Origin of the sequence: Alteromonas sp. KUL106, from assembly GCF_009811415.1 — a bacterium.
Lineage (GTDB): Bacteria > Pseudomonadota > Gammaproteobacteria > Enterobacterales > Alteromonadaceae > Alteromonas.
On record NZ_BLIG01000001.1, the window covers coordinates 266,493 to 293,298 of the forward strand.

Sequence of the window (26,806 nt, forward strand, 5' to 3'; positions counted from 1 at the left end):
TTCACTTTTTCTTTTTTGTTCTGCCGCGCATGCACTACTTTGCTAAATATGCTTTCAGTTTTTCGCCATAAACGTTTCTATCTCTTCAATTTCTTTAGGAACATCTGAAGTAAGCACGTCTACACCCGTGGCGGTTATCACTACATCATCCTCAATGCGAATACCGATTCCCTTATATTTGTCTGGCGCATCACTGTCTTGGCTAATATAAATGCCGGGTTCAACGGTAATGACCATACCCGGTTTCAAAGGGCGGTCTTCGCCTTCAATTTTGTAATTACCGACATCGTGCACATCGAGTCCTAAGAAATGCCCCAAACCATGCATATAGTATTGTCTCCAGCGCTCGTTCTCGAGGTTTTCTGCTACACTACCCACTAAAATGCCAACGTCAATTAAACCCTGTGTAATTATCTCAGCGCTGTGCAACATGGCGTCAGAGAGGGTCACACCTGGCGCTAACATATCCAGTACACTTTTTTGGGCTTTCAGCACAATGCTATAAATTTCTCGTTGCGCGTGACTAAACTTACCATTCGCAGGAAAAGTGCGCGTAATGTCAGCAGCATAGCCCTGATACTCTGCCCCAGCATCGATCAAGATCAAATCACCATCATTCACTTGTGCACTGTTTTGAATGTAATGCAGCACACAGGCATTGTCGCCACTTCCTACGATGGTGCTATACGCGGGTGACCGGGCTCCGGCCATCGCAAATTCATGGTGAATTTCTGCTTCAATTTGGTACTCAAAGCAACCTGGTGTTGCAAACTGCATAGCTCGCTTGTGAGCACGAGCGGTGATTTCTCCCGCTGCTTTCATCACGGCAACCTCACACGCTGATTTAAACACGCGCATTTCATGGAGAATAGGACGGAAATCGTGGATTGCTCGCGGCGCTAGTGATTCTTTGGGTGCTTCTCGAAGGGTCGTTAACGCCTCGGTGATTAACTTATCATGAGCTTCGTTGTGTCCTAGTGCAAAATAGAGATTATCTTGCCCCTGAATCGATGCCAGTAACGCCTCTTCAAGTTCTTGGCTTTCAAATGCTTCATCTAGACTAAAACGTGACAGCGCTGCTTCGGCACCCAGACGTTTGCCTTGCCAAATTTCAGCGCTTTTGTCTTTGTCCTGTACCACCATAGCGCGATAACGTTCACCATAGCGTGAGTGATTAGACAGTATTAACCAAGCATTTGGCTCTTCAAACCCAGTTAAGTACCAAAAATCGCTGTCTTGCCTAAAGGTATACTCGGTATCTCGACTACGTGTGACTAACCCTGCTGCTGGCACAATACATACACTATTGGGTTCACACTGTGCCAGTAGCCTGTCCTGCCTGGCAATAAACTCTTGCGCACTTATCATATTCGAGAAAATCCTGAGTAGGTGATTTGAACTAGGTAGCTAAATTGTTGATTATTAGTGTACGGACGGCGTGTCTTGTTGATCATCTAAAAGTGACTGGCCTAATTCGCTAAAACACAAAATGGCTGAAATCTTGACGTACTCTTCCACTTCCAACAACGCTTTTTCCGATTCTTCATCTGCGTCCATCGGCTCTTCCATGCGCGAGATATCAGAGAAGTCTTCAAGGGCTTCTTTCACATCCTCCGAACACTGCATTAAATCCTGCTGATGTAAGCCAAAACCTAACATAAAGCCTTGAACCCAATTGATAAGCGCCGCACCGCGATCATTAATCGGTGCTTGATCTTCAGGGAGTAATAAATTCAGGGCAAACTCAGGTTCAAGCAATTGCTGGCAGAGTTGATTAAAAAGTGTATCTAGAAGGTGCCGGGTTTGATCATCAAAGCTTTCCCCTTGATGAATGGTCTCGCTCAACGCTTCTTGCCATTTTTGGTCTGTTAAAGACATACCACCGCAGAGCATGCCGCATAAAATGCCATGGACTTCTGCACCGTCTACTACAATGCCTTGCTGAGTCAATTTATTACTTACGGTGTCGTAATCGAGCTGTTTTTCCACGGTTCTTTCTCTTCGTTTTAAATAAGTTGAGATAAACAAACCATTTTTACGTGGCCGCTTTCCCTTGTTGGAGATAATACTAGCAAAAATCAATGTATAAAGCCTACCTTTGACGATGTGGCGGCGATGCATAAACTATCTTTATTTACGTTCGTACACGCTTTGTGCAATAGCCAGCAACATCTGTCTATTCACTACTCAAAATGGCCTTAATTACGCTTATTTATTAAAATTAGAAGGGGTATGGGTAGCAACACGGAATGAATTCATCTAAGATCATGGGTGTTGGATACGGATTTCCTTTCGCAACAGCGTTTCAAACTGTCCTTTAGTCTGTTACTCCCTGAATTAGCTGTTTGGTTGTTATTGAGCTTAGCTAATATGCGTGTATAATTGCTGACCAATTGGTCAAGAAAACAATGATTTTTTTCACCGCTTTTATAATCACCACGCAAAATAGTTATAAAGCGCTTTAGGTGATCCTCTTCACTGGATCTCGCGTTTGATATACCCTGTTGCGTTAATACAACAACAATGTTTCCTGGGATGTTTGCTAGTTCATTCATGTCCCTGGCCGATGCTTTAAACCAAGGAAGTTGAAACAGCTGCTATTGTGCAAGCTCGACACGTATCGAGAAGCCTACGGCAATTGTGATACTTCCGCCCTGAACTTTTCGGTTCACGGGCGAAACATGGACAGCGGCATTCTGGGAAGCGCCCTCTTTCGACGGAAGAAGAAATGGCAATTATTAATTTTGGCTCTATAAATATTGATCACGTTTATCAGGTAGATCACTTTGTTCAACCTGGCGAAACGTTAGCTTCTACCCACTACCAAACGCTACTTGGTGGTAAAGGTGCAAACCAGTCTATTGCTCTAGCGCAAGCAGGCGCAGACGTACGACACGTTGGCAGCATTCACGAAAACGACGCCTCATTCAAACAAGCACTTATTAAAAAAGGTGTAGATTGTCGTGGATTGACCTGCTCAGAAGTCCCCTCTGGTCACGCTATTATTCAAGTTACACCTAGCGGCGAGAACGCTATTGTGCTTTTTGGCGGCGCAAACCAAACCATCACTGCAAAAACCGTTATGCAGGCGCTTGATGACACGCGTCCTTCGGATTGGGTTTTGACACAAAACGAAACCAGCAGCATTGAAGAAGTACTTCGTCAAGCAAAAGAGAAACATCTGAAAGTGGCTTTCAACCCAGCGCCTATGAGCGAGTCGGTTAAGCAGCTTCCGCTTGACTGTGTAGACTTACTCATTGTTAATGAGACCGAAGCCGCTGCCATTACGGGCAAAGAAACCCTTGAAGACATTGTGACAGAGTTCAAAGAACAATGGTCACATTGCGAAGTGATTATTACACTAGGAAAAGCAGGTGTAATCATGCTGCGTAAAAACGAGGTGATTGAAGTGAAAGCATTCACCGTTGACGCTGTAGACACTACCGCAGCCGGTGACACCTTTATTGGATATTTCCTATCCGCGTACTGCAATCACACAGATGCTAAACAAGCATTGCGCCGTGGCTGCGCCGCTTCAGCAATTGCAGTAACCCGCGAAGGTGCAGCGCAAAGTATTCCTACACAAAAAGAAGTGGATCGTTTCTTAGCGAAACACGCCAATTAGCAAGACGCATTGAGATAATTTGATGACACATAAAATCATATTAGATACGGATCCGGGCATTGATGATGCGATGGCAATATTTTTTGCATTTCAATCACCAGACATTGAAGTTCTAGGGTTAACCACTGTTTTTGGTAACGTTCCCGTCACTATGGCAGCACAGAACGCACTTACCCTCTGTGAAATTGCTGGTAAAGACATCCCTGTCACTAAAGGTGTTGGTATGCCGTGGGTAGGGCCAGAATCGACTTATGCTCACTTTGTACACGGTGAGTACGGATTTGGTCATATCAAACCTGAAGCCCCTAAAACTCAACTGGATCCCCGTAGTTCAGCCCAGTTTATCGTAGATATGGCCCGCAAATATCCCGGTGAAATTACCATTGTAGCGATAGGCCCGCTTGGAAACTTAGCGCTTGCGCTACGCCTTGAACCTGAACTGCCTAAGCTAGTAAAAGGTGTTAGCATCATGGGTGGTGCGGCGTTTGTACCAGGCAACGTAACGCCTGTAGCTGAAGCCAATATTTGGAACGATGCACACGCTGCTGAAATCGTGTTTGCTGCCGACTGGGATCTGACCATGTTTGGTCTTGATGTGACTAACTTCACGCCTTTCTCACCTGAGTTTGTAGAAAAACTGGAAGATAAAAACACGACCCTTGGTGGTTTTGTTAAAGAAAGCGCACAGTTCTACATGGACTTTTACTCACAAAATCGTGAGGACAGAGTATGTTTCTTCCATGACGCATTTCCTCTTGCACACCTTCGCCACCCGGAGCTGTTTGAGCTGACAGAAGGTCATGTTCGCGTTGGCACAGGCACGCTTGATAGAGGACAAACCGTTGTTGCGCCTAAAGGGACAACGCCGAGTCCACTGTGGAATGAAGCAAATACCATCAAAGTTGCAACGAAGGTAGACCATCAAAAACTCGAACAATTATTCATAGATACCTACGCACTGTGATATCTTAAAGGGATTATGTACGAATAATCCCTTTTTTATTTAAGCGTTAGGGCAAATCTATATGGAAGCGGCGCCACTCCCTAAAAACGAAGATGAACGTTTAGCGGAGCTATTAAGTTACGATATCATTGATACTGAAGCTGAAAAGTTATTTGATGACTTAACCGCACTTGCCTCACAAATATGTGAAACCCCCATTGCGCTAATTAGCTTAGTCGACCCGAATAGACAGTGGTTTAAATCGCGGGTAGGTCTTGATGCCGAAGAAACGTCGAGAGAAATTGCCTTTTGCTCCCATGCTATTTTGCAAGAAGACGTATTTGAAATTCCCAATGCGACCCTAGACCCTCGATTCCACGACAACCCCCTAGTGACTGGCTCGCCAGATATACGCTTTTATGCCGGAGCCCCCCTTATCACTCCGTCGGGGCATGCTATTGGAACGCTTTGCGCTATCGACAAAAAACCTCGTCGACTGACCGATGCCCAGAAAATGTCACTGCAAACCTTAAGTAAATCGGTAGTGGCGCATCTAGAGCTTAGACGTAAAAACAGAGAGCTAGAACGAACCAGCCAGTTTAAATCTGATTTTTTATCCTATATAAGTCACGAAATTAGAACGCCGCTCAACGCAATCAATACATTCAGCCATTTACTTGAAGCTGAAGCACGTAAGCTCAATTTGCCCGAAACCTTTTCTACCCCCCTATCACACGTTTCTCAAAGTGGTGAAAGGCTTCTGGAAATTGTCAATTCTGTGTTAGATATCAATCAGATTGAAGCCGGAAAAATGCGCGTTATGCCACGAGCCGTCAACTTGAATGACTTTTTCACTCACTTGTTTTCGCTCACTAAGATTCGCGCTGAAGAAAGCGGCGTTTTGCTTAGCACCACCATTGAAACAACGATGCCCAAAACGTTATTTTTCGATGACACTAAGTTTGGTCAAGTTGCGCTCAACATATTATCAAACGCGATCAAATTTACGGCAAAGGACAAGTCTGTAAAAGCGCAAGTGAAATACAAAAAAGGCAGTCTGATTTTCACTGTGGTAGACCAAGGCATCGGGATGAGCGAAGAGGATCAAAAGCGTCTATTCACTCCCTACGAACGAATGAAAAATGCCCACAAGATAAGCGGAACGGGTTTAGGCCTGAATATATCGAAGCGTCTTATAGAATTAATGGACGGTTCAATTAAAGTCAGCAGTAAATTGAATAAGGGCACGCGCGTTAGCCTATCAATACCTGCAGATTCATTCGATGCTTCGCAGCTTGAGGACACCACCGCACGAAGTCTTACCGCACACATAAATATTGATAATGCGGCCAACATACTTGTTGTAGAGGACCACTATATCAACCAAGCAGTAATTCAGACACTGCTTGAAAAATTGGGTATTCAATTTTCAATTGTGGGAACCGGTGAAGAAGGTGTCGAATATACAAGGTCCCACCCCGTCGACCTTGTTCTTATGGATTTGAACTTACCCGGCATTCAAGGTGATGAGGCGACCGCTCAAATAAAAGCAATAAGGCCCGAGCTTCCCGTGGTTGCGTTAACGGCAGATGTCATTACTAAGCCGACCTCTCTTCGCGAAAAGGGCATGGATGACGTGCTCACGAAGCCGATTAATAAGGGTGAAATCGTTCGTGTGCTTAATCACTTTTTGGCAAAAGAAAAGGAGTAAAATGACCGTGTTGCTTGTATCGGTAACGCGTTTTTCTTCACTGTATAACACCAATAGGTAAACATCGAACTACGGTTGATAAATGCTTTCAAAACAAACACTGGATGCCCGTTCCTTTTTGAGAAAAGAGCTTAGAGACGCACGTCGCAAGTTAACTATTGCCGAACACGAAGAAGCGAGTCGTGGTGTAATGGAACAATTAAATGCATTGTCGCTGTTGAACAATGCACGCACTGTGGCTGGTTATTTAGTTAACGATGGTGAAGTAAACCTAAAACCCTATATTGATTCGCAATGGGAAACACATCCGCCTAAACACTTTTCGCTGCCGGTACTCCACCCTATCTGTAAGGGGCACCTGCTTTTTCTTTCTTATTCCCGCCACACAAAGTTAGTCAAAAACAAATATAACATCGAAGAGCCTGCATTATCCTGCCAAAGCGTAATTCCAACGTCACAATGTGACGTTATTCTTATGCCGCTGGTTGGTTTCGATCTTAATGGAAACCGCCTAGGTATGGGAGGTGGCTACTATGACAGAACGCTCGCATTTACCCAAACTACAACGGGTTTTCACAATCCACTTTGCCCAAGTAAGCCGAAAATCGTCGGTATTGCTCACGATGTTCAAGAAGTCCATTCACTTCCTGTTGCGCCTTGGGATGTCCCCTTAGATGCCATCGTTACCCCCACAAGGACACTGCGCTTCTAAATAGCGTAATACTCACCCTATTAAATGTTAATTCCTAGGGCGTGTTGTTCTTTGCTGTGCACTTTTGCAGCAAAGAACAACACGCCCTAATACCAATCGGCATAGATAATATGTAGGAGCGTATGCGTATATACGTTACACTGCCAAAAAACGATAAGTCGGAGAATGATCATGGATCAGAACGCCAAAAAACAAGCCGTCGCCCAAGCAGCCATCGACTATGTTGAGTCTGACAGCATAGTCGGCGTGGGGACAGGTTCTACCGTCAACTTTTTCATCGAAGAACTCGGTAAGATAAAGCACAAAATCGAAGGTGCAGTATCAAGTTCAGAAGCCTCTACCCAGCGTTTAAAAGCATTGGGAATTGAAGTATTTGAACTCAATGATGTCAGCAATTTGTCCGTTTATATCGACGGAGCAGATGAAGTAACCGAACATAAACATATGATCAAAGGTGGAGGAGCCGCACTGACTCGCGAAAAAATTGTTGCGGGTGCTGCGACAACCTTCGTCTGTATAGTTGATGAGAGTAAACGTGTACCCGTATTGGGGGCATTCCCTCTTCCGGTTGAAGTTATTCCTATGGCGCGTTCTTTCGTCGCTCGCGAGTTAGTGAAACTGGGCGGAGACCCTGAATATCGTCAGGGCGTTGTTACCGATAACGGAAATGTTATTTTAGATGTGCATAACCTAGAGATCTTAAACCCACGGGAACTCGAGCAACACATTAACAATATTCCTGGCGTCGTGACAAACGGTATTTTTGCCCTACGTGGAGCAGACATTGTGCTAAGCGCGACAGAGAATGGCGTAGAAACGTTCAAATAGCTTTTTAAGAAAATCAAAAGTTATTTTCTAAGAGCATTCTGGATGATGACGAATGAGTGCAGCCACTTTACGTTGCTTGAACGGTCTACGGTGAATTGCTAAACAAAAACTGCTTTTAACTTTATGCGTTTTCTGTTAATTTCCGTTTAGACGTCTAGATGTCTTTTAAAAGGCATCTAGATTCTCGTTGTGTGAAGCCAGCAACTTCGGCAACAAAAGCAATCAACGCGATTAGAAACTTGGTAACGCTACATTTGCGACTTGTGACTTTTTTAATGCGTAGAGCCAGCAATGGCTTGGCCCAAACGTGGTTTAAAACTGCGAAAAAATGTCTTAAGAATGTGTTTTAGTTATCCAAGCAAACCAAATTACATCAGTGAGAGATAGCGAGTTCATGAGCAAAGTTTCATTAGAGAAGGACAAGATCCGAATTTTGTTGTTAGAGGGTGTTCACCAAAGTGCTTTGGAAACACTTAAAAGCAATGGGTATAGCAACATTGAATTTCTTAAGACCTCTCTTCCGGAAGACGAGTTAATTGAGAAAATTAAAGACGCTCACTTCGTCGGTATCCGCTCGCGCACGCAAATTACAGAGAAAGTCGTTGATGCAGCGCAGAAATTAGTGGCTATCGGCTGTTTCTGTATTGGCACAAATCAGGTTGATCTAGAAGCAACACAACGCCGCGGTATTCCTGTTTTTAATGCCCCCTTCTCAAATACACGCTCAGTCGCTGAGTTAGTGCTTGGCCAAATTATCCTTCTACTTCGCCAAGTTCCTAGCAAAAATGCTAAGGCACATCGTGGGGAATGGGAAAAAACAGCAGTAGGCTCGTATGAAGCTCGCGGCAAGACACTGGGTATTATCGGGTACGGGCATATTGGAACACAGCTAAGCATTCTCGCTGAACACCTTGGCATGCGCGTGCAGTTCTTTGATATCGAAGACAAGCTTGTGTTAGGCAACTCTGCTCAAGTGAAGTCACTTGAAAAACTACTAAGTACCTCTGACGTAGTTTCGCTGCATGTGCCTGAAACGCCTCAAACACAAGATATGATTGGCGAAAAGGAACTGTCTCAAATGAAAAAAGGCAGCATTCTTATTAATGCCTCTCGCGGTACAGTGGTCGATATTGACGCACTTGCTAAAGCATTAGAAAGCGGTCAGCTTAATGGCGCAGCAATCGACGTATTCCCTGTTGAGCCAAAATCAAATACAGAAGAATTTGAATCGCCACTTCGCTCATTTGATAACGTAATTCTTACTCCTCATGTGGGTGGTAGTACGCAGGAAGCGCAAGAAAATATCGGTATCGAGGTCGCAGGAAAATTGGCGAAGTACAGTGACAACGGTTCTACGCTATCGGCGGTTAACTTCCCTGAAGTTTCGTTGCCAGAGCATACCGGCCGCTCACGCCTTCTTCATATTCACAAAAATCAGCCAGGTATTCTTACCCAAATTAACCGAGCGTTTGCAGAAAAAGGCATTAACATTGAAGCCCAGTATCTACAGACTAACGCGGAAATTGGTTACGTCGTTGTGGATGTTAAAGAAGACCGAGGCTATGAAGCATTGGCAGAGCTTCAACAAATTGATGGCACAATTAAGACTCGCATTCTTCACTAAGAAGCCTTGTTTGTAGCCTAAACAAAAAACGCTGCCCTATGTGCAGCGTTTTTTTATGCTTATCATTTTACTTCAATACTTTTTACTTCGATGTTTTGAAGGGCCTATTGACCTTTGAACAAATTAGTTCGGCTTAGAAGAAGTTGTAAACTAGGCTTACTGCTGTTTCAGTATCAAGCTTTTCTACATCGTCATCAACGTTGGTGTTGTGGTCTAATTTAAATGAAAGGCGCATAGAAAGGTTACCGCTAATGGTAGCAGTTAGGGCTGATTCAGCACGTGACTTAGTGTTGTCAGAACCCACTTCCGTACTCACTGTTTGAGTAAATTTAGCAGTATCAGAAATCTTCCAAGAATATGCTGATGATGCACGAACAATCATGCTATCAAGGTTTTCACCGTCTTGAGTTTCAATGAAAGAATAACCCGGACCGATTGAATATTCTAAGGTATGGCGCTTGTTTTGAAGAACCTTTTGGTTCCAACCCGCAGCTACAGTAGCCTGGTAGTTAAAGTTGCTGAATCGGTCATCTTCATAAGATGCGAACCCGAATAAACGGTTATCTGGGTTGGCGAGTTTGTAGTTACCCTGCGCTGAACCGAAGAACTTCTGTGCAGAAGTAAATTCAATATCTTCTCCGTCATCGCCTTCTACCGTCTCTTTCTTGTAAAGACCTTTAAGAATGTAGTCGTTACTCCACTTCTCAAGTTCTTGATGCGCTTGAATACCTGCGCTGATAGATGTTGTTTCAGTGTTACCTGATGTAGAGATAAAACCTAACTCACCTTCCATTGTAAAAGGCTTCACTTCATCGTCTTGAGCGAAAACAGCCGGAGAAAGAGAAATTGCAACTAGAGATGCAAGCACTTGCTTTTTCATTGAACAATCCTATTGATTATCGGTCCATTCGTTGTACGCGATACCTTTTGAACTGCAAGGCGGTACAACACGAGTTTTAAAAGAAGTCTATTAAGTAATGCACAAGAGGAACTGGCATCACAAACAATGGTGCGCAGTGTACATTTTCAAGCCTCTCAGTCAATGAGAACACGGCAAAAAGCCTATATTCGACTATTAATTTACGCTAATTGACTAAAAGAATTGATAGACCAGCGCTACCGATGTTTCTGTGCTTAACGCCGCGACATCTTCAGGGGTGTCTGTTTCGTGATTTAATATGAATGATAATTTCATTGCCAACGATCCAAACACATTGGCAGAAAGCGAGGTTTCTGAGCGAGATTTTGTATTTTCTTCGCCGGCCTCTGTACTAACGAATTGTCTTAATTTTGCACCCGAGCTCCAATGATATTTATACTCAGCCGACGCGCGCACTATAATGCCGTCATTCACAAGGCTCTCGTTGTCTTTTTCCGCTTCAATAAAGGTATACCCTGGCCCGACACTATAACGAAATTCGCTATCTTCATTTCGCCATACGCGCTGTGACCAACCCGCAGCAAGTGAAGCGCGGTGCTCATAACCGGTAAATTGATCGTCTTCGTAATCGCCATACATGAAGAGGCGTCGTCCCGGCGTAAGCAGTTTATAATCGAATTGTGCGCTCGTGAAAAAGCGCTGTGCGCTGATATCACGCTCTGTGGTCGGCGTACCACTTTCTTTATAAAGCAGTTCAGCAAAATAAATGCTGCTCCAGTTTTCGGTTTCGTGGTCAGCATTGACCGCTGCCTTAACGCTGGCTGCTGATGTATTTCCCGTATTAACCAGCACACCAACCTCTCCATCGAGTGTAAAGCGCGGTATTTCGTCGTCGGTGTCGGGCGTAAAATCAGCGTGATAAAGGGTTTCAATGAGGTCTCTTGCCTTCACTGACGCACACGCGCTCAAACAGACAAGACCAATAACAATGTTTGGCAGGATTTTTGTGAACATAACCTGATTTACGTTAAGCTTTTATAGTTATTAGATTACGTCTTTAAACGACGCTTGTTATTCCAATCCTCTGGAGAGCTTTTAACGTTCTTACAGTATGTCTATGCTGTAACGGGTTTGCAGTACTTCAAGCTCAGTGAATAAGTGAAGCAATTTTTGCTGTTTCTTGCTCAGCATATTCAATTGAATTACTTATTACTTCCATATCGAGACTTAACGTATTGGCTATTTCTGGCGTAAAAAGTTCAATGTTATCGTAATTTTCTTTTTCACGTTGATTAAAGGTAATACGACTTGCTAACGCTAGAACACAAACATCTACGTCAGACGTATACTTTTTTTCATCGTTCATAAACGATACGGGGTAGTATAGGCCAATAGGTAAGCGCCAATTTTCGAGTATCATACCGCTGCATTGTGCAAACGTAAAACCGAAATGCGCTAACTGGTCAATATGTGGTAATTCTCCCTTTACAGCATGTTGATAATTGTAATAACGCTGAGGCTCTTTCTTTGCAACTATCAATTCGCTCAGGTTTTGAAGAATACCCATAACAAAAAAACGCTCCGCGCCGCGGACGTTAAGACGCATTGCAAGGCTTTTGGCGACCATGCCGCAATAAACCGATTTATACCAGTGTTGGTCTAGCTTAATAAGAATATTATCGAAATGCTTAAAAGCTGTTGTTGCAGTTTCCGCCATGACTAAATTGTAAAGCGCTTCGCCACCTATAACGCTTATGGCTTTTGACACTGTTTCAATCTGAGACGGGAAACGAAATAAGGAACTATTCGCCAAGCGCAATACTTTGGCGGTGAGCGAAGCATCTGCGCTGATAAGTTGGCCTATATCCTCAGCGCTTGAACGGGGGTCGTCCAGCGTTGCACGCAATCGCACGCAAATATTGGGTAACGTAAAAGATTTTGCGGCAAAGGCAACGTACTTATCTAGCGACATGTAATAAATCTCAGTCTCTCTTCGTTTCTAAATTATCTCTGGCGGTATATCAAATAAGGGGTACTGCTGGTCCCCCGAGGCGTTTTGATCTGTTTGAGCCTTACGCTCTCTCGCCAGTACTGCTTTCTTGCGCCGTACACATGCGCTGATTATTTTGCGTTTAGTCGCATCATCGACTTTGAGCCAGTAAAGACGCTCATCTCGGCTTCTAAAGCACCCTTTACAGAAACCTCTGGAGCCGGACTCGCAGACACCAATGCAAGGGCTCGGAATTTCAAAGAACTCCAGTTGCTGAGCGTGCGATTTAGGGTCTGTCATTTCAGACGCTTACCTTTTAGTAACAGGCTTTAGATGATGCTGTCCTAGAGCGAATTAAAACGCATTAGTGCGCATCTCACCAGTAGACATTAGCAGTAAATTAATCAAACAGTCCTTTTAGAGTGCGAAAAAGGTTCATTGAACCTGGGCCATCACTAGCGCATGTCCATCGCTACACTTTATTTCTGATGCATTTAAGTCAGCGCGCACTCTCAATGTGTAAAGCATAGCATGAATATTAGTCTACGAGCGTGTATTCAATGGTAGAAACTACACGTACCTTTTTAATATGAGGATGGTGGCTATCTCGACTCGATATACTGAACTGACCTTGGTTGGCACGTTTGATTTTCCCCAACGTGCTTTTTGAGTCTGTCGCAAATTTTTCCGCGACTTCACGGGCATTCAATGTGGCCTCTTCAATCATAGCGGGCTTTACATCGTTTAATCGAGTAAATACGTATTCTGGCTGTGCGCGGTAGCTTTGCTCAGATAACACAATGCCAGTCTTGATAAGCTCCCCAATTTGCTGCATCAGTTCGCGTACCTTTTCCACCTCATTAGAGAAAACAGTAACGGTTTGAATAGCGCTATAGCGAAATGACGCCTTTTCACCGCTTCCATACTGTTGGGCTAGTTTATCGTTAATTTCAGGTTTACCAATGGTGATGCTTTCTGCGGGAACTCCTTTATCTTCTAGAAAGCTAGCTACCTTTATACTGTTTTTCTCGATATGCTCATAAAGCTGAGGTAAGTCGTTACCGGCATCGACGAACTGAATAGGCCAAATGACTTGGTCAGCGATGTACTCTCGCTCTGATAGCCCTTTCACCGTGACTACCCTGTCCCAGGTTTGCATATTGTTCATGGCAGAAGATACCTGCACACCCAGCAAAGACACCGCAATCACCATGCCCAGCGCTATTACTATTGCCGCACCTATTTTCATTCTAAACTCCGCTTTGTTTACTGTGCTTACCACTCAACTTACAGGGTATATGCGAATATAAGCTTTTCAGTTTCACAAAACGAGATAAATGATGGCAAAAAAAAGGCCACTCAAATGAGTGGCCTAAAAAGCCCCTTAAGAGGGCAACGCTTGGGTAGACGGGAGAGTTAACCTTTGCGTTTTAGCAAATAGTAAAATACGGGTGTGAGTATCAGGCCAAAGAAGGTTACGCCAATCATGCCTGAAAATACTGCCACTCCCATAGCTTGACGCATTTCCGCTCCAGCTCCGGTGGAGATAACCATAGGCAATACCCCCATGATAAAAGCAATGGATGTCATCAATATTGGTCGAAGACGCAGGCGGCTCGCTTCTTTTATCGCCGATAGTGCATCCATTCCGTTGTCTTGCAATTCTTTAGCAAACTCAACAATAAGTATGGCGTTTTTAGTCGCGAGACCTACCAGGACGATCAAGCCTATTTGAGTGAAAATATTGTTGTCACCGCCGTAGATTTGGACACCAATCAAAGCACTTAGCAGCGTCATTGGCACAATAAGAATGATCGCAAGCGGTAAACGCAAGCTCTCATATTGTGCAGCCAATACCAGGAACACTAAAAGTACGACGAGCGGAAATACAAACGCTGACGCATTACCCGCTAAAATTTGCTGATAAGTGAGTTCGGTCCATTCGTATGTCATTCCTAATGGCAAGGTTTCCGCTAAGATATCCTCGATAGCAGCTTTCGCTTGGTCTGACGAATATCCCGGTGCCGGAGCTCCGTTGATTTCTGCAGTTACATAGCCGTTATAGTGCATAACACGGTCAGGGCCCGCACTGTGTTGGACGTCTAAGAAGGAACCTAGAGGAATCATTTCCCCCTGATTGTTTCTAATCTTAAACTGAGTGATATCGCCTATTTCCTGGCGGTATTGGGCATCGGCCTGCACATTAACTTGGTATGTTCTGCCAAATAAATTGAAGTCGTTGACATAGAGCGACCCCAAATATGCCTGAAGCGTAGTGAACAACGTATCAATGTTGACACCTTGACTCACCGCTTTTTCGCGGTCCACATCCACATCAAGCTGTGGCACAGCGACGGTAAAGCTGGTGAAAGATCCTGTAAGCGCCGGGTGCGCCCATGCTTTGCCAATTACTTCTTGAGTAACACGTTCAAGGGCTTCAAAACCTAGATTCCCCCTGTCTTCCACTTGCAAGCGAAACCCACCAATCGTGCCAAGGCCCATTACCGGTGGCGGTGGGAAGATAGCCACGTATGCCCCCTTGATCGCACCAAACTGTTGATTGAGTTTGGCGGCGATAGCACCAGCCGACAGCGCTGGCGACTGCCGCTCGTCAAACGGTTTAAGCGGTGTAAATAAAATACCCGAGCTTGGACTATTCGTGAAACCGTTAATATTCAGGCCAGGAAAGGCCACCGCATCAGACACACCTGGATGCGCCATAGCAATACGCGACATTTCACGGATAACCTCTTCGGTTCTGTCTAAGCTTGCCGCATTAGGTAGCTGTGCAAAGGCCACTAAGTATTGTTTATCTTGACCAGGTACATACCCCGTAGGCGTGTTTGCAAACTGATGATAAGTCAGTGCAATAAGCCCTGTGTATAAAATCAATACGATGCCACTTTTGCGAATTAAACCACCAACCGCACCAGTATATTGTTTAGAGCCTCGCTCAAATACCCGATTAAAAGGCGCAAACACAAAACGCCCAAACACTTTGTCCATGCTTCGAGTCAGCCAATCATTGGCTTTGCCGTGTGGCTTTAACAACAACGCGGATAGCGCAGGACTGAGTGTTAACGAGTTAACTGCTGAAATAACTGTTGAAATAGTGATAGTAAGTGCAAACTGCTTGTAAAACTGCCCAGTTAACCCACTCATAAACGCCGTAGGGATGAATACAGCCGCCAATACAAGGGTTGTTGCAATAATTGGCCCTGTCACCTCTTTCATTGCCTGCACCGTCGCGTCAAAAGGTGACTTTCCTTCAGCAATGTTTCGCTCTACGTTTTCCACCACAACAATTGCGTCGTCCACCACAATACCAATTGCTAGCACGAGACCGAATAATGACAACGCATTAAGTGAGAAGCCCATAAGCTGCATGAACGCAAACGTACCCACCAATGAAATAGGTACGGCAACCAATGGAATGATAGAGGCACGCCATGTTTGAAGGAAAAGCACAACCACAAGCACAACGAGCAGCACGGCTTCAAAAAGGGTATCCACCACGGCCTCGATTGAGCCTCTTACAAATACCGTTGGGTCGTAGACAATGTCATACTCAAGACCGTCTGGGAACATCTTCGAAAGTTCAGCCATGCGCGCTCGCACATCATCTGAAATCTGAATTGCATTTGAGCCGGGCGCTTGGAAAATAGGAATCGCCGCTGCCGGGTTATTGTTTAAAAGCGAGCGCAGGGCGTAGTTATTCGCGCCTAGTTCAATGCGAGCAATGTCTTTAAGACGCGTAATTTCACCGTTTTCGCCGGACTTAACAATAATATTTTCAAATTCAGCTTCGTCTTTCAGACGGCCGCGAACGTTAATAAGTAACTGAAATTCACTAGAGCCTGTTGGTTGAGCGCCCAAGCTACCCGCCGCTGCCTGCTGGTTTTGATCAGCAATAGCAGCAGCGACATCTCCAGGGTTAAGCTGAAGAGCCGCTAACTTGTTGGGATCGAGCCATACACGCATGCTGAACTCACCCGCGCCAAATAAACGTACTTGGCCTACCCCATTAATACGCGCCAACTCATCTTTTACATTTTGATCGGCATAATTAGACAAATACAGCATGTCATACCGATTGTCAGGTGAGGTCAAGTGCACCACCATGGTTAAATCTGGAGATGACTTTTCTGTCACCACGCCTAAACGCTGCACTTCCTGCGGTAGCCTTGGTGCAGCTCGATTAACACGGTTTTGTACTAGGGTTGTTGCGTCGTCAGGATCAGTTCCAATAGCAAATGTAATCGTCAACGTCATACGGCCATCACTCGTTGCTTGTGACGACATATACAACATATCTTCTACACCGTTTATTTCTTGCTCAAGCGGTGTAGCGACGGTTTCAGCTATAACTTCAGGGTTAGCGCCCGGATAATTTGCCGTAACCACCACGGTGGGCGGCACAACCTCAGGATACTCAGTAATCGGTAGCTGCCATACAGCAATGGCACCGCCAATAAAAATAAGTAGCGACAGTACGCCCGCAAAAATAGGACGGCGAATGAAAAACTGCGAAACATTCATTACTTAAGACCTGCCGTCGCTGTACCTGTGGCAAATGAACCACCCGACAAAACATCTTCGACTTGCGCCATGGTTTGGCTGACTTGCACGGCATTATCAACGCGCGACTGCCAGTCAGATAAATTTGCAAGTGCATCTTCATCTCCCATACGGACCTCATTGGCGGCGACGAGGGCCCCTGGGCGAACCCGCTGTAAGCCATCAACAACGATGGTATCGTTAGCATTTAATCCACTCGTGATAATGCGCATATTGCCCACTTTGTCACCTAGAGTAACCGCGCGATATTCCACTTTACTTTCGTCGTTAACAACCAGTACAAATTTATTGTTAAGGTCAGTACCGATGGCTTTTTCTTTAATAAGAATGCCCTGTTCATCGGTATCCCCTGCTAGTTTAAGGTGTGCGAATAATCCAGGGATTAAACGCCCTTCCTCATTGTTAAACACAGCACGAACTCGCAACGTACCGGTGCTGCTGTTGACTTGATTGTCAATGAAGTCTATTTGACCCCAGTGCTGATAGTCTGATTCATTTGCAAGGCGCATTGCGACTGGCTGATCACTCACCGCCGTAGATGCTTGCTTAGCGCCGCTTAGATAGTTTAAATAAGTCTGCTCATCAATATCGAAATAGGCATACAGACGGTCGGTAGACACAATGCGCGTGAGCTCTGTTTGACCAGCAGTAACAAAGTTACCTTCCGTGATATTCGCGCGAGAAATGCGACCAGAAATAGGCGCTTCTACTCGGGCAAAGCCACGATTTAGTCGTGCGACTTCCAGTGCAGCTTGTGTTTGATTTAAGCTGGCAAGTGCTTGGTTCTTCTCGGCCAAACGGGCATCAAGGACTTCTTCTGACACAGCTTGGGTTTTGCGAAGTTTGAAAGCGCGATTGTAGTTCTGTTCAGCAAGTTGAACGCGGCTTCTTGCTTCTACAAGCTGCGCGGATAAACGGTCGACTTCTGCTTTAAACGTACGATTATCAATCAAAAATAGTGTTTGGCCTTGCTCAACGTATTCACCCTCATCAAAGGCGACAAAGTCGATATAGCCCGACACGCGAGGACGAAGTGCAACAATGTTCGGCGATTCTAGACGACCGGTAAAGTTGTCCCACTGGGTTAAACGCTGAGATACCACGGTAGCCACATCCACAGGTACACCCGCTCGTGCGCCGGCGTTCATTGATTGACCTGGATCCTGCTCGCCACCGCATGCAGCGACTAGCGCAGTTAAGCTTGCTATTGCCAGTAAACGAGTAAAAATTTTCATTGCGAGATTCTCTAAAAATTAGACAAAAGTTTGATGCGGCGCATTATGCACACCCTCAAAGAATAAAAATAATTATCTTTTTATATGCAACACATCACATTATGTTATACATTAAGACAGGTGAAGATAACGCTAATTGAGCGTTAAAAGCATGATAAAAATAGTGAAGTAAAGTGTTAAAAAACGATGTTGATAACGTGAATTTGAGGCGAATTGGGCTTGGTTATTTATCATTCTTCGCAGTACGTTGCTGATTAGCTTTAATGAGAAAATGCTTATATTTCAGTATTTAAAAAAGAAGGATATAGCTTAGGCACCGACAAATAAGCTATTTTTATACTGATAAACTAAAAAAATATATCGCGAGACTTGTAGGTGAGCCCTAACTGCGTTTTGTTTATATATTAGTAGTAAACAATATTTGGAGACGACGATGCGTCCACATGATTTAAATTTATTGATGATTTTTGATGCCATTATGACTGAAGGAGCGATTACCCGCGCGGCAGATAGATTATCGATGACGCAGCCAGCCGTTTCCAATGCCCTCTCGCGCATGCGCACTGCCTGGAATGATGAGTTATTCGTTAAAGACGGGCGCGGTATTCAGCCAACGTCATTTGCTAAAAATTTGTGGAGCCAAATTCAAGGGCCATTAGGTGAGCTTGAAGTAGCGGTAAACCCCACCGATTTTAACCCTGCAACTGCCAAACGTACCTTTCGTATTGCCGCAACTGACAGTATTGTTTCTATGGTGTGGGGGCCGCTGCGAAAAGTTATTGAGAATGAAGCGCCGGGTATCAATATCCATGCTATCCCTAATTATGATATGGAAACGGATAAAATACTGAAAGATGCCGAGGCCGAGCTTACGTTCTCAAAATACCAGGAACCTGGCTCTGTAATTCGTGCCGAACATGTGCTTGACCCCAGCTGGGTAGTCGTCATGCGCCCCGATCATCCCCTAGCTAAGTCTCAACTTAGTTTAGAAGACTTTGTTGCGGCCGATCATCTACTGGTCTCCGTAACAGGTGACGTAACCGGTCCAACTGATCAGGTGCTAGCCAACTTAGGCTTAAAACGCCGCGTGGCTATGTCGGTAAACCAATTTTACAACGCCACGCCACTGCTAAAAGAAAGTAACCTCATTTGTGTTGCCCCGTCGTTAGTTATGGAAAAAGAAATCTTTTCTGGCGAGCTTGCTGTGTTTGAAACCCCCATTGATATCGTCAGTTCCCCATTATCTATCATGTGGCACAAGCGCCAAGACCAAGATGCAGGACTACAATGGCTTCGAGGCTTAGTCGTCAAATTCATTCGCGAACGGGTAAAACGTCACGAAATGCTGCTTTCTCAGTGTTGTCGCAAAGCGTACTGTGCAGATACGGTTAAACGTTTTATGGAGGAGCGAAATATGAATTGTGAAGCGTTCACCCCTGCACACCTCAGTACGCAGACAACGCCTATTGAGTCGCCAGACGTCGTGCAGCTAAAGTAATGAGTAAACACGACACAGTTACAGCGCTGCTGTAGGTGGCGTTTTTTAACGCTTTCACCGCTTTAGCTGTTCTCTACAAACCCACAAATGTAACCGGTGTCAATCCTATTCAACAAGGGCATACCGCTGAGTTACAACTGTCGTTCAAAGCGCTCACCGGCTATTAATCGCAAAAAATATCGACCATTAAATAGTCAAAGCATTTCTACAGACCCATTATGAGCGAAAAACCACGCTTCGTTATCTAATTATAAATTTTTTGTAAAAATTTCCCAACTAACAATTGACACCGGTGTCAAAAACCTTGTAAGTTTATGTTGCTGGAATGTTAATGGGAGATAATAATGAATAAGACCGTAAAAACCGCAGTCGCGTTAAGCGTTGCTCACGCACTATCCACACTTTATGTTTTACCTGTTTATGCGCAAGAAAACGATGAAGAATCAGTAGAGATAGTAGAAGTTCAAGGTTTTCGAAGTGCCGTAATTAAAGCTAAAGATTTAAAACGTGAGTCTTTGGTTGCTCAAGACTCTATTGTTGCAGAAGATATCGCAGACTTTCCTGATTTAAACCTGGCCGACTCTTTACAGCGCGTGCCGGGCATCGCCATTACCCGAGAAGGCGGTGAAGGTCGTCAAATATCACTTCGAGGAATGGGACCACAATTCACACGCGTTGAAGTAAACGGCATGGAGGCTCTAGGGTCATCGTCGTCTCCCATGGACAGTCGCGGCGCCGTAACCCGTTCGCGCGCGTTCGACTTTAACATCTTTGCCTCAGAACTTTTTAATCAAATCGATGTTAAAAAGTCGTATTCTGCGGAAATCGAAGAAGGCGGTATAGGCGGTACAGTTAATTTAAAAACCGCGAAACCTTTCGACTTCTCAGGAATGAAAGGCGTAATAGGCGTTCAAGGTGGTACCAACACCAATACCGATAACTTTGACAATCGTTTAGTTGGGATGCTGTCAAACACATGGGATAACTTCGGTGCGCTTGCGTCAGTGGCTTATAGCACACGAGAGTCGCGCGAATTTGGCTACAACACCTACAGATGGCGTAAGAGAAGCACGTCAAACTACAGTGATAGTCTAGATGCCAATACCGCTCAACTACTCGAAGACGGTGAACTATGGTTTTCCAGAGGTAACCGATACTCAGTATGGAATAACCAACAAGAGCGCTTAGGTATAACGGCGTCTTTACAATATCGCCCCTCTGATGATTTAAATATTAGCTTAGATTTTCTGCGCGGTGAGCTAAACAATACGCTGGATGAGCACCATATTTCAACTGGCGGTTCAAGCAGTACAGCTCTTGGTCGCGTGGAAGAGCTAGAGTTCATTGACAATAATGGCGATAAAGAAGTCGTCTTTGGCCGTTATTCAGACACCACAATAAGAACAGAATCACGAGAAGATTATAATGAGTCAGTTTTCACACAACTAACCTTGAGTGTAGACTGGAACATCACTGATGATTTCATAGCAAACGCACAGATTGGGTCTAGCTCTTCTGACTACGACCAACCCAAGGTAAATAAGGCCAACCTAATGCGGCCTGGCAGCGGTATTACCACCGACTTTACTCAAGACCGCTTTTACGGTGTAAATACTTATGACTTCGACCCTGCCTCCCCTGACGGCTGGCTGGTTAAAGATTTGTATTTCCAAGAAGACTACATAACCAACGATTTCGACAACGCCAGGGTAGATTTTAAGTACTTCGTTGGCGATACAGGAACCATTAGCTTCGGCGCTAATTATAAAAAATTCTCTAACACGGGTGAGCGTCGTCAAGATTCTGGTTATGTTCAGAGTAAAGACACGCCTCTTAATAACGGTGTAATCACAATTTCACCTGATGTCACCGAAGTGTATTCAGACCACCCTGATCAAGATTGGCTACAGCTTGATATGGCGAAGATACAGGCGTTTTATGGCCTTTCTGGCCTATCATTAGGTGAAGATAAGGTTATTAGTACATTCGCCTACGATGTAGAAGAAGAAACCCAAGCCCTCTATGGTATGTATAGCTGGGACAGTATGCTAAACGACGCCAACTTTAGAGGAAGCGTCGGTCTTCGCTATTACAATACTGAATTAACCTCCAAGGGTATCTCTGGCGGTGAAGACATTATTATGGTTCGCGATTATTCAGGCGTTTTACCAACACTGAATGTGGTTTATGAAGTGAGTGAAGATGTGCTACTTCGCTTTAGCGCAAGTAAAAACCTCACGCGTCCTTCTTTAAGTGCCCTATCCGTATCAGCTAGCGTATCGCAAGCCACGCTATCAGAAGGAGATATCGGCTCTGTTACAATTGGTAACCCCAGCTTAAAGCCTTACTCTTCTGTTAATATCGACACCTCTTTGGAGTCTTATTTTGACGGTGTTGGTTACTTTTCTGTCGCGGTATTTTATAAAGACATCAAAGACTTTATTGTTACTGAAACTGCAGCACAAACAAGAACCCTTGAAGAACTATCGTTGCCAAATAGCTTGTTGCCAAATGGCGGAACGCCAACTACGCAGTTTAACGTGACGACCCCTCAAAATTCAGATTCATCAACCATCAAAGGCTTCGAACTCGCTTTCCAACGTGACTTCGATTTCTTACCTGAGCCGTTTCAGAATTTTGGTTTAATTGCCAACTATACATGGGCAGATGGCAACAGTACGTATCGAAACGTACAAGGAAGTGGCGAGGATCAAGTTAAAGCCTTTCAAGGCTTGTCGAAAAGCAGCTATAACCTCACTCTTTATTATGAGACTGACGAATGGGGAGCGCGCGTTTCAGCAGCCTACCGAGATAGATATATCAGTAGCGTAGAAGCGGGTCTAGGGGATGAAGATGAGCGCGGATTCCACGAAACAACCTATGTGGATTTCTCGGCATTCTATCAAGTTAACGAGTCGCTTAAGTTAAACATTGAGGGAATTAACTTAACGAATGAACAAGAAATACAATATAGTGACTCAAGTGACCGTCCTTACAACACGACGACCAGTGGAAGAACCTTTATGGCAGGTGCTACCTATCGGTTTTAATTTGCTATAAAAACGTGAACGAAACCAGGCGCCTACACTTAAGGCGCCTTTTCTATTTTTAGTTAATGTGGAGCCGTTGACCTATCCCTTACCATTTTACATCGGTAGACGGCCCTACAACTTTCTCAACGAACACTAAGGGCACTTCCAATGCGCTACCCTTTGTTTTACTTCATTATACTACTCACTTCTTTGTTCACCGCGTCGTGTAAAAGTACCCACAGTAATACGTACGATACGTCTGCATCAAGCCGTTCCCTTACAGACGCAGAGTCTGCGCCAGCATGGCTAGCGGGCGACCATCATATCCATGGTAAATATAGTGCAAGATGGGACTGGAGCACGACGCCCCCCACACCTATATTGCGGGGCGATGCGCAGTACGCCACTGCGCTATACGCACAAATGGCGAGGCATCATAATTTGAGCTGGATGGTGACCACAGATCATGGTGGTCCAGGGCACAGCTCCGTTAACTTAGAACACGCCTATCCAGAGCTTGTCGCTTCGCGTAAAGCGACACCTGAGGTGTTGCAGTTTTATGGCATGGAGTTCGACACACCTGGCGCCCGTCACTGCAGCTTAATTATCCCTTATAGCGAGACAGAAGCAGAACAGCTTTTCCGGTTAGAATCGCAGTTTAATAGAAGGGAAATTGAGCCTGACACCGCCTCGAGAGATACCGATGAATTTATGCTTCAAGCACTCAAAGCCATGCAGGAAGAACAAAAACCACCTATTTTAATCGTAAACCACCCTGCTCGCTTAGCTGAAAAGCTCTCTGGTTTTAAAAAAGTCACGCCTCAAAAACTAAGAAAATGGCAAGACACTGCACCTGACGTCGTTATTGGCATGGAAGGCGCGCCCGGTCACCAAGCAAATGCACTCAATCCCGACGGCTCCATTCGAGAGAGTGGATTACGGGGTGGATATAACGACTTTCCAACAATGGGCGGATTTGATCAAATGACAGCCGTAGTCGGCGGCGTCTGGGACAGTCTGTTGAGTGAAGGCAGACGCTGGTGGATCACAGCCACTTCCGATAGCCACATGCACTATACAGAGGGACGAACCGACTTTTGGCCTGGTGAGTATTCAAAAACCTATGTGTTTGCAAGAAAACAGTACGACGATATTATGCAGGCGATGCGACAAGGGAAAATGTTTGCGACTACCGGAGATTTAATTGATTCACTTTCTGTTAAAGCGAGAGTTGAAAAGGGCCAAGCCGCAGATATAGGCGAAACCATAACAGTAAAATCAGGCGAATCAATCTCTATAGAAGTCAAATTTCGCGACCCTGACACCCTTAATTTTGGCCGTCAAAACCCCAGTGTGGAACGGGTAGACGTGATTATTGGTATGATCAACACCGACGCTGCTGCAGCGCCTTTGCCTGTCGTTCATCGCTTTACATCAAAAGACTGGCATGTGGACGGACAGTTTCGCACGATAAAAATGGACATTGAAGCAGTAAAACACGCACAGTATGTTCGCATCAGAGGCACGAATAATAAGAATGAGTTGGAGCCACAGATAGACACAGCAGGAGAAGATCCTTGGGCTGATTTATGGTTTTACAGCAACCCTGTGTTTATCAGCGTAAAGGAATGATTTAGCTGCCGGCACATAATTATTAGAGGTACGTGCCGGCGTTGGTTTTAATTATTTCTGAGTGGTGGATAGTGAGGGCGGGAACTTGCCCTCTCCCCAATTCGAAGGCTTTGCTGCCATCTTCAATCTTAATTCCCCCCCTTTTATTACTTCAGAGTGGTTTATCCACGTGTTGTGAAATGGCTTGCCATTTAAGGTGGCAGAAACAATATACCGGTTTTTTTCGCTGTAATTTTCTGCTACCACTTTAAAGGTATTACCTCCTTCAACATGCAACGTTGCCGACTTCACTTGCGGAGAATTTATTAAATAATAAGGCTGCCCTGCATTTGGAAAAAGTCCAATCATATGAAAAGCAAGCCACGACGACATTGCCCCAGAGTCATCATTACCAGGCAAGCCATCGCGCTTGCTAGAATAATGCTCTTGGACTATTTTGCGAACCCTGTCTGAACTCAAATGAGGTTTACCCAGCCAGTGATATAGCGTTGGCGTTAAAAATGAGGGTTCATTGGCGACGTTGTAGTAATTGTGCTCAAAGAATGTATTCAAGCGAGATTCAAAAGCGTCGCTGCCGCCGCTCTTCTCTATGATTGCAGCAATATCATGGGGTACATAAAACGAGTATTCCCATGAACTCGCTTCGTAGAAAAATCCACACCACCAGCACACACAGTTAGGCCAGTCTTGTGCAATGGGCGTGTAGCTAACGCGTGTGGAAACACCGTCTGTAATGTTACACGGGATTTCGTCTACCCAATTTCCGTTAACATCTTTTGGCATAATAAAACCACGTGCACCGTCATGTTCTACATTGCGCCACAGGTTTTGCCAATTATCGGCCTGTTCTATAAAACGATAATACTCCCCCATTCGATGCAGCCCTTTAGCCACAGTAGCCAGCGCGAAATCGTTGTAGGCGTACTCTAATGTTCTGTTTCCCGCGCGCACATAATCGGTAGAAACGTAGCCGAGACGATTGTAGTCTGGCAAACCACCTCGCCCTTCTTTTTCACTGTTTCCACCCGGTGCAACGGTTGCATTTTTAATCATAGCTTTGAGGGCTAGGTGATAATTTACCCCTCGAAGATTTTTTACGTAGGCGTCAGCAATGACAATATCCGCATTAGAGCCTCCCTGGGTGCGGCCGTTAGTGTTTCCACTTCGCCCCTCTGGTAAATACCCATCATACTTGTAGATATTTAACATGCCGTTGATGATATCGGCTTGGCGCACGGGATCGATGATTGTAAGAAGGGGGGAGGACGTCCGAAACGTATCCCAAATAGCATAAAAATCGTCATAGTATGGCGTGGCTGTCCACAAAGGGTTTTCCCCTGAGCGGTCTACAGGCATTAGCATTGTGTGATAAAGACCCGTGTAGAACATCTTCCGCTGCTCAAGACTCGCTGTCGAATCTAATTCGATCCTAGACAGCAATTTCTCCCACTTTTGCTCAGTTTGCTGACGCACTAAGTTAAAGTCCCAGTGAGGTATGTCATTTTTTAAATTTTCCGCTGCTTTAGCTTCACTAATAAATGAAATGCCTATCTTCATCTTTATTGTTTTTCGCTGGTGATCAGTGAAGAAACAAAGCACCCCTGTTTTTTCGCCGGAATCAAATTGCTTGTTTACAGAGGGAAATAAAGTCTCGCCCTTAAATGTACTAAAACGATCACAAGGTTGGTCTAATTCTGCGTGATAATAAACGGTATAGGCATTACCGTTGTTCCAGCCACCCCGGATACGACTGTATCCTCGAATCTGAGTGGAAGATAAAACGTCAACCTCAGACCCGACGAACTGCTGCGCTTCTCTGGCATCTGGTACAGGGTTTTCCCCTAGAAAAAAACCGCCATCAATTTTTATGGCATTGTGAGCGGTATCTCTAAAGGTGTACTGATGAAACGCGGCGCGCTCAGCCGTGGTCAGTTCCGCTTTTATACCCCACTTGGTCAGTACTGTTGCATAATACCCTGCTTGAGCCTGCTCATTCGTGCGTAAACTGCGCTGGTCGATTGACTCAACATTACCCGAAAATGGCATGACGGAAATGTTTCCATATTTAGGACCACCACCGGTTCCGCTAACATGCACTTGGCTAAAGCCGACCAACGATTTTGTCAAATCCGGATCGTAACCACTATTACTATGGGTACCAATGTCAGGCCCAGGCTTAACCATTCCAAAAGGTGTACTTGGGCCGACAAATACATTTCCCAATCCTTCAGAACCAATAAACGGGTCAATGTATTGATGATAACTACTATCCTTCGTATACCCTTTCGATAAAGGTAAGCAAAACAATAATAATAGCGTCGTTTTCAGCAAGGGCTTCATCGAAGCAGCTTTTAAGTACTTATTAGACAAAACAACCACCTGTTAATTAATTTCTTATCAACGTTTTTTTAACACGCAGTTGACACCGGTGTCAAATTTCAGGTAACGTCTAAACGACCTTAAGTATTTATCCTTAATTTTAGAATCAACACCATGAAATTATTATAAAAATTTCAAA

The 26,806-nt window shown here is 44.8% G+C and carries 19 protein-coding genes and 1 other RNA gene; 10 read left to right on the forward strand and 10 right to left on the reverse strand.

All coding sequences use genetic code 11. The features are described from left to right. Positions 1-54 precede the first annotated feature (54 nt). Positions 55-1,368 (reverse strand): Xaa-Pro aminopeptidase, encoded by a 1,314-nt coding sequence (gene pepP, locus GVO63_RS01085; RefSeq protein ID WP_159577796.1) that lies wholly within the window; start codon positions 1,366-1,368, stop codon positions 55-57. Positions 1,369-1,422: 54 nt separating this feature from the next. Continuing rightward, on the reverse strand, positions 1,423-1,989 hold the full coding sequence (locus tag GVO63_RS01090) for a UPF0149 family protein (RefSeq protein ID WP_159495100.1): 567 nt from the start codon (positions 1,987-1,989) through the stop codon (positions 1,423-1,425). Between the two features lie 535 nt (positions 1,990-2,524). On the opposite strand from GVO63_RS01090, the gene ssrS reads away from it, so the two are divergent. The 7 genes from ssrS (at position 2,525) to serA (ending at position 9,443) form a co-directional block, all read left to right on the forward strand. Next, positions 2,525-2,707, forward strand: a non-coding RNA gene (gene ssrS, locus GVO63_RS01095) — 6S RNA. Between the two features lie 21 nt (positions 2,708-2,728). Beyond that, positions 2,729-3,625: a ribokinase gene (locus GVO63_RS01100; protein ID WP_159577797.1), complete on the forward strand. Its 897-nt coding sequence runs from the start codon at positions 2,729-2,731 to the stop codon at positions 3,623-3,625. Between the two features lie 22 nt (positions 3,626-3,647). Beyond that, positions 3,648-4,589, forward strand: a complete 942-nt coding sequence (locus GVO63_RS01105; protein WP_159495097.1) for a nucleoside hydrolase — start codon at positions 3,648-3,650, stop codon at positions 4,587-4,589. Positions 4,590-4,650: 61 nt separating this feature from the next. Further along, positions 4,651-6,279: a GAF domain-containing hybrid sensor histidine kinase/response regulator gene (locus tag GVO63_RS01110; protein WP_159577798.1), complete on the forward strand. Its 1,629-nt coding sequence runs from the start codon at positions 4,651-4,653 to the stop codon at positions 6,277-6,279. An 82-nt stretch (positions 6,280-6,361) separates the two neighbouring features. After that, a complete protein-coding gene (locus GVO63_RS01115) occupies positions 6,362-6,991 on the forward strand; it encodes a 5-formyltetrahydrofolate cyclo-ligase (RefSeq protein WP_159577799.1) in 630 nt (209 codons plus the stop codon). Between the two features lie 171 nt (positions 6,992-7,162). Beyond that, complete coding sequence (gene rpiA / locus GVO63_RS01120; protein ID WP_159493697.1) at positions 7,163-7,819, forward strand: ribose-5-phosphate isomerase RpiA; 657 nt, start codon at positions 7,163-7,165, stop codon at positions 7,817-7,819. Positions 7,820-8,213: 394 nt separating this feature from the next. Then, positions 8,214-9,443 (forward strand): phosphoglycerate dehydrogenase, encoded by a 1,230-nt coding sequence (gene serA, locus GVO63_RS01125; protein WP_159577800.1) that lies wholly within the window; start codon positions 8,214-8,216, stop codon positions 9,441-9,443. Positions 9,444-9,576: 133 nt separating this feature from the next. Here the strand turns inward: serA and GVO63_RS01130 are convergent, their stop codons facing one another. The 7 genes from GVO63_RS01130 to GVO63_RS01160 all read right to left on the reverse strand — a co-directional run bounded on the left by GVO63_RS01130 (position 9,577) and on the right by GVO63_RS01160 (position 18,126). Then, on the reverse strand, positions 9,577-10,323 hold the full coding sequence (locus GVO63_RS01130; protein WP_159493695.1) for a YdiY family protein: 747 nt from the start codon (positions 10,321-10,323) through the stop codon (positions 9,577-9,579). A 213-nt stretch (positions 10,324-10,536) separates the two neighbouring features. Next, positions 10,537-11,337: a YdiY family protein gene (locus tag GVO63_RS01135; RefSeq protein ID WP_159577801.1), complete on the reverse strand. Its 801-nt coding sequence runs from the start codon at positions 11,335-11,337 to the stop codon at positions 10,537-10,539. Positions 11,338-11,470: 133 nt separating this feature from the next. After that, positions 11,471-12,295, reverse strand: coding sequence for an HDOD domain-containing protein (locus tag GVO63_RS01140; protein WP_159577802.1), 825 nt, complete (start codon positions 12,293-12,295; stop codon positions 11,471-11,473). 27 nt (positions 12,296-12,322) lie between these two features. Continuing rightward, positions 12,323-12,613: a DUF1289 domain-containing protein gene (locus GVO63_RS01145; protein ID WP_159577803.1), complete on the reverse strand. Its 291-nt coding sequence runs from the start codon at positions 12,611-12,613 to the stop codon at positions 12,323-12,325. Between the two features lie 238 nt (positions 12,614-12,851). Next, positions 12,852-13,562 (reverse strand): SIMPL domain-containing protein, encoded by a 711-nt coding sequence (locus tag GVO63_RS01150; RefSeq protein ID WP_159493691.1) that lies wholly within the window; start codon positions 13,560-13,562, stop codon positions 12,852-12,854. Between the two features lie 167 nt (positions 13,563-13,729). After that, a complete protein-coding gene (locus tag GVO63_RS01155; protein WP_159577804.1) occupies positions 13,730-16,852 on the reverse strand; it encodes an efflux RND transporter permease subunit in 3,123 nt (1,040 codons plus the stop codon). Continuing rightward, positions 16,852-18,126, reverse strand: coding sequence for an efflux RND transporter periplasmic adaptor subunit (locus GVO63_RS01160; protein ID WP_159577805.1), 1,275 nt, complete (start codon positions 18,124-18,126; stop codon positions 16,852-16,854). The genes GVO63_RS01155 and GVO63_RS01160 overlap by 1 nt, the downstream gene beginning before the upstream one ends. 433 nt (positions 18,127-18,559) lie before the next feature. Between GVO63_RS01160 and GVO63_RS01165 the strand changes: the two genes are divergently transcribed. The 3 genes from GVO63_RS01165 to GVO63_RS01175 all read left to right on the forward strand — a co-directional run bounded on the left by GVO63_RS01165 (position 18,560) and on the right by GVO63_RS01175 (position 24,288). Then, positions 18,560-19,624: a LysR family transcriptional regulator gene (locus GVO63_RS01165; RefSeq protein WP_159493688.1), complete on the forward strand. Its 1,065-nt coding sequence runs from the start codon at positions 18,560-18,562 to the stop codon at positions 19,622-19,624. Between the two features lie 344 nt (positions 19,625-19,968). Further along, complete coding sequence (locus tag GVO63_RS01170) at positions 19,969-22,674, forward strand: TonB-dependent receptor (protein WP_159577806.1); 2,706 nt, start codon at positions 19,969-19,971, stop codon at positions 22,672-22,674. A gap of 150 nt (positions 22,675-22,824) precedes the next feature. Then, positions 22,825-24,288 carry a phosphoesterase gene (locus tag GVO63_RS01175; RefSeq protein WP_201281856.1) on the forward strand — a complete coding sequence of 488 codons (1,464 nt, stop codon included), beginning with the start codon at positions 22,825-22,827 and terminating at the stop codon, positions 24,286-24,288. A 51-nt stretch (positions 24,289-24,339) separates the two neighbouring features. On the opposite strand, the gene GVO63_RS01180 is transcribed toward GVO63_RS01175, so the two are convergent. Next, entirely contained in the window at positions 24,340-26,658 is a 2,319-nt protein-coding gene (locus GVO63_RS01180) for a GH92 family glycosyl hydrolase (protein ID WP_201281857.1), read from the reverse strand. Between the last annotated feature and the right edge of the window lie 148 nt (positions 26,659-26,806).

What these genes read in the sequence shown, in the direction of transcription:
- GVO63_RS01175 (WP_201281856.1), top strand. Translation starts at nt 22,825, where the DNA reads ATGCGCTACCCTTTGTTTTACTTCATTATACTACTCACTTCTTTGTTC.
- GVO63_RS01150 (WP_159493691.1), bottom strand. Translation starts at nt 13,562, where the DNA reads ATGAAAATAGGTGCGGCAATAGTAATAGCGCTGGGCATGGTGATTGCG.
- GVO63_RS01135 (WP_159577801.1), bottom strand. Translation starts at nt 11,337, where the DNA reads ATGTTCACAAAAATCCTGCCAAACATTGTTATTGGTCTTGTCTGTTTG.
- GVO63_RS01105 (WP_159495097.1), top strand. Translation starts at nt 3,648, where the DNA reads ATGACACATAAAATCATATTAGATACGGATCCGGGCATTGATGATGCG.
- GVO63_RS01155 (WP_159577804.1), bottom strand. Translation starts at nt 16,852, where the DNA reads ATGAATGTTTCGCAGTTTTTCATTCGCCGTCCTATTTTTGCGGGCGTA.
- GVO63_RS01130 (WP_159493695.1), bottom strand. Translation starts at nt 10,323, where the DNA reads ATGAAAAAGCAAGTGCTTGCATCTCTAGTTGCAATTTCTCTTTCTCCG.
- GVO63_RS01160 (WP_159577805.1), bottom strand. Translation starts at nt 18,126, where the DNA reads ATGAAAATTTTTACTCGTTTACTGGCAATAGCAAGCTTAACTGCGCTA.
- serA (WP_159577800.1), top strand. Translation starts at nt 8,214, where the DNA reads ATGAGCAAAGTTTCATTAGAGAAGGACAAGATCCGAATTTTGTTGTTA.
- GVO63_RS01110 (WP_159577798.1), top strand. Translation starts at nt 4,651, where the DNA reads ATGGAAGCGGCGCCACTCCCTAAAAACGAAGATGAACGTTTAGCGGAG.
- GVO63_RS01165 (WP_159493688.1), top strand. Translation starts at nt 18,560, where the DNA reads ATGCGTCCACATGATTTAAATTTATTGATGATTTTTGATGCCATTATG.
- GVO63_RS01115 (WP_159577799.1), top strand. Translation starts at nt 6,362, where the DNA reads ATGCTTTCAAAACAAACACTGGATGCCCGTTCCTTTTTGAGAAAAGAG.
- rpiA (WP_159493697.1), top strand. Translation starts at nt 7,163, where the DNA reads ATGGATCAGAACGCCAAAAAACAAGCCGTCGCCCAAGCAGCCATCGAC.
- GVO63_RS01100 (WP_159577797.1), top strand. Translation starts at nt 2,729, where the DNA reads ATGGCAATTATTAATTTTGGCTCTATAAATATTGATCACGTTTATCAG.
- GVO63_RS01170 (WP_159577806.1), top strand. Translation starts at nt 19,969, where the DNA reads ATGAATAAGACCGTAAAAACCGCAGTCGCGTTAAGCGTTGCTCACGCA.
- GVO63_RS01145 (WP_159577803.1), bottom strand. Translation starts at nt 12,613, where the DNA reads ATGACAGACCCTAAATCGCACGCTCAGCAACTGGAGTTCTTTGAAATT.
- pepP (WP_159577796.1), bottom strand. Translation starts at nt 1,368, where the DNA reads ATGATAAGTGCGCAAGAGTTTATTGCCAGGCAGGACAGGCTACTGGCA.
- GVO63_RS01140 (WP_159577802.1), bottom strand. Translation starts at nt 12,295, where the DNA reads ATGTCGCTAGATAAGTACGTTGCCTTTGCCGCAAAATCTTTTACGTTA.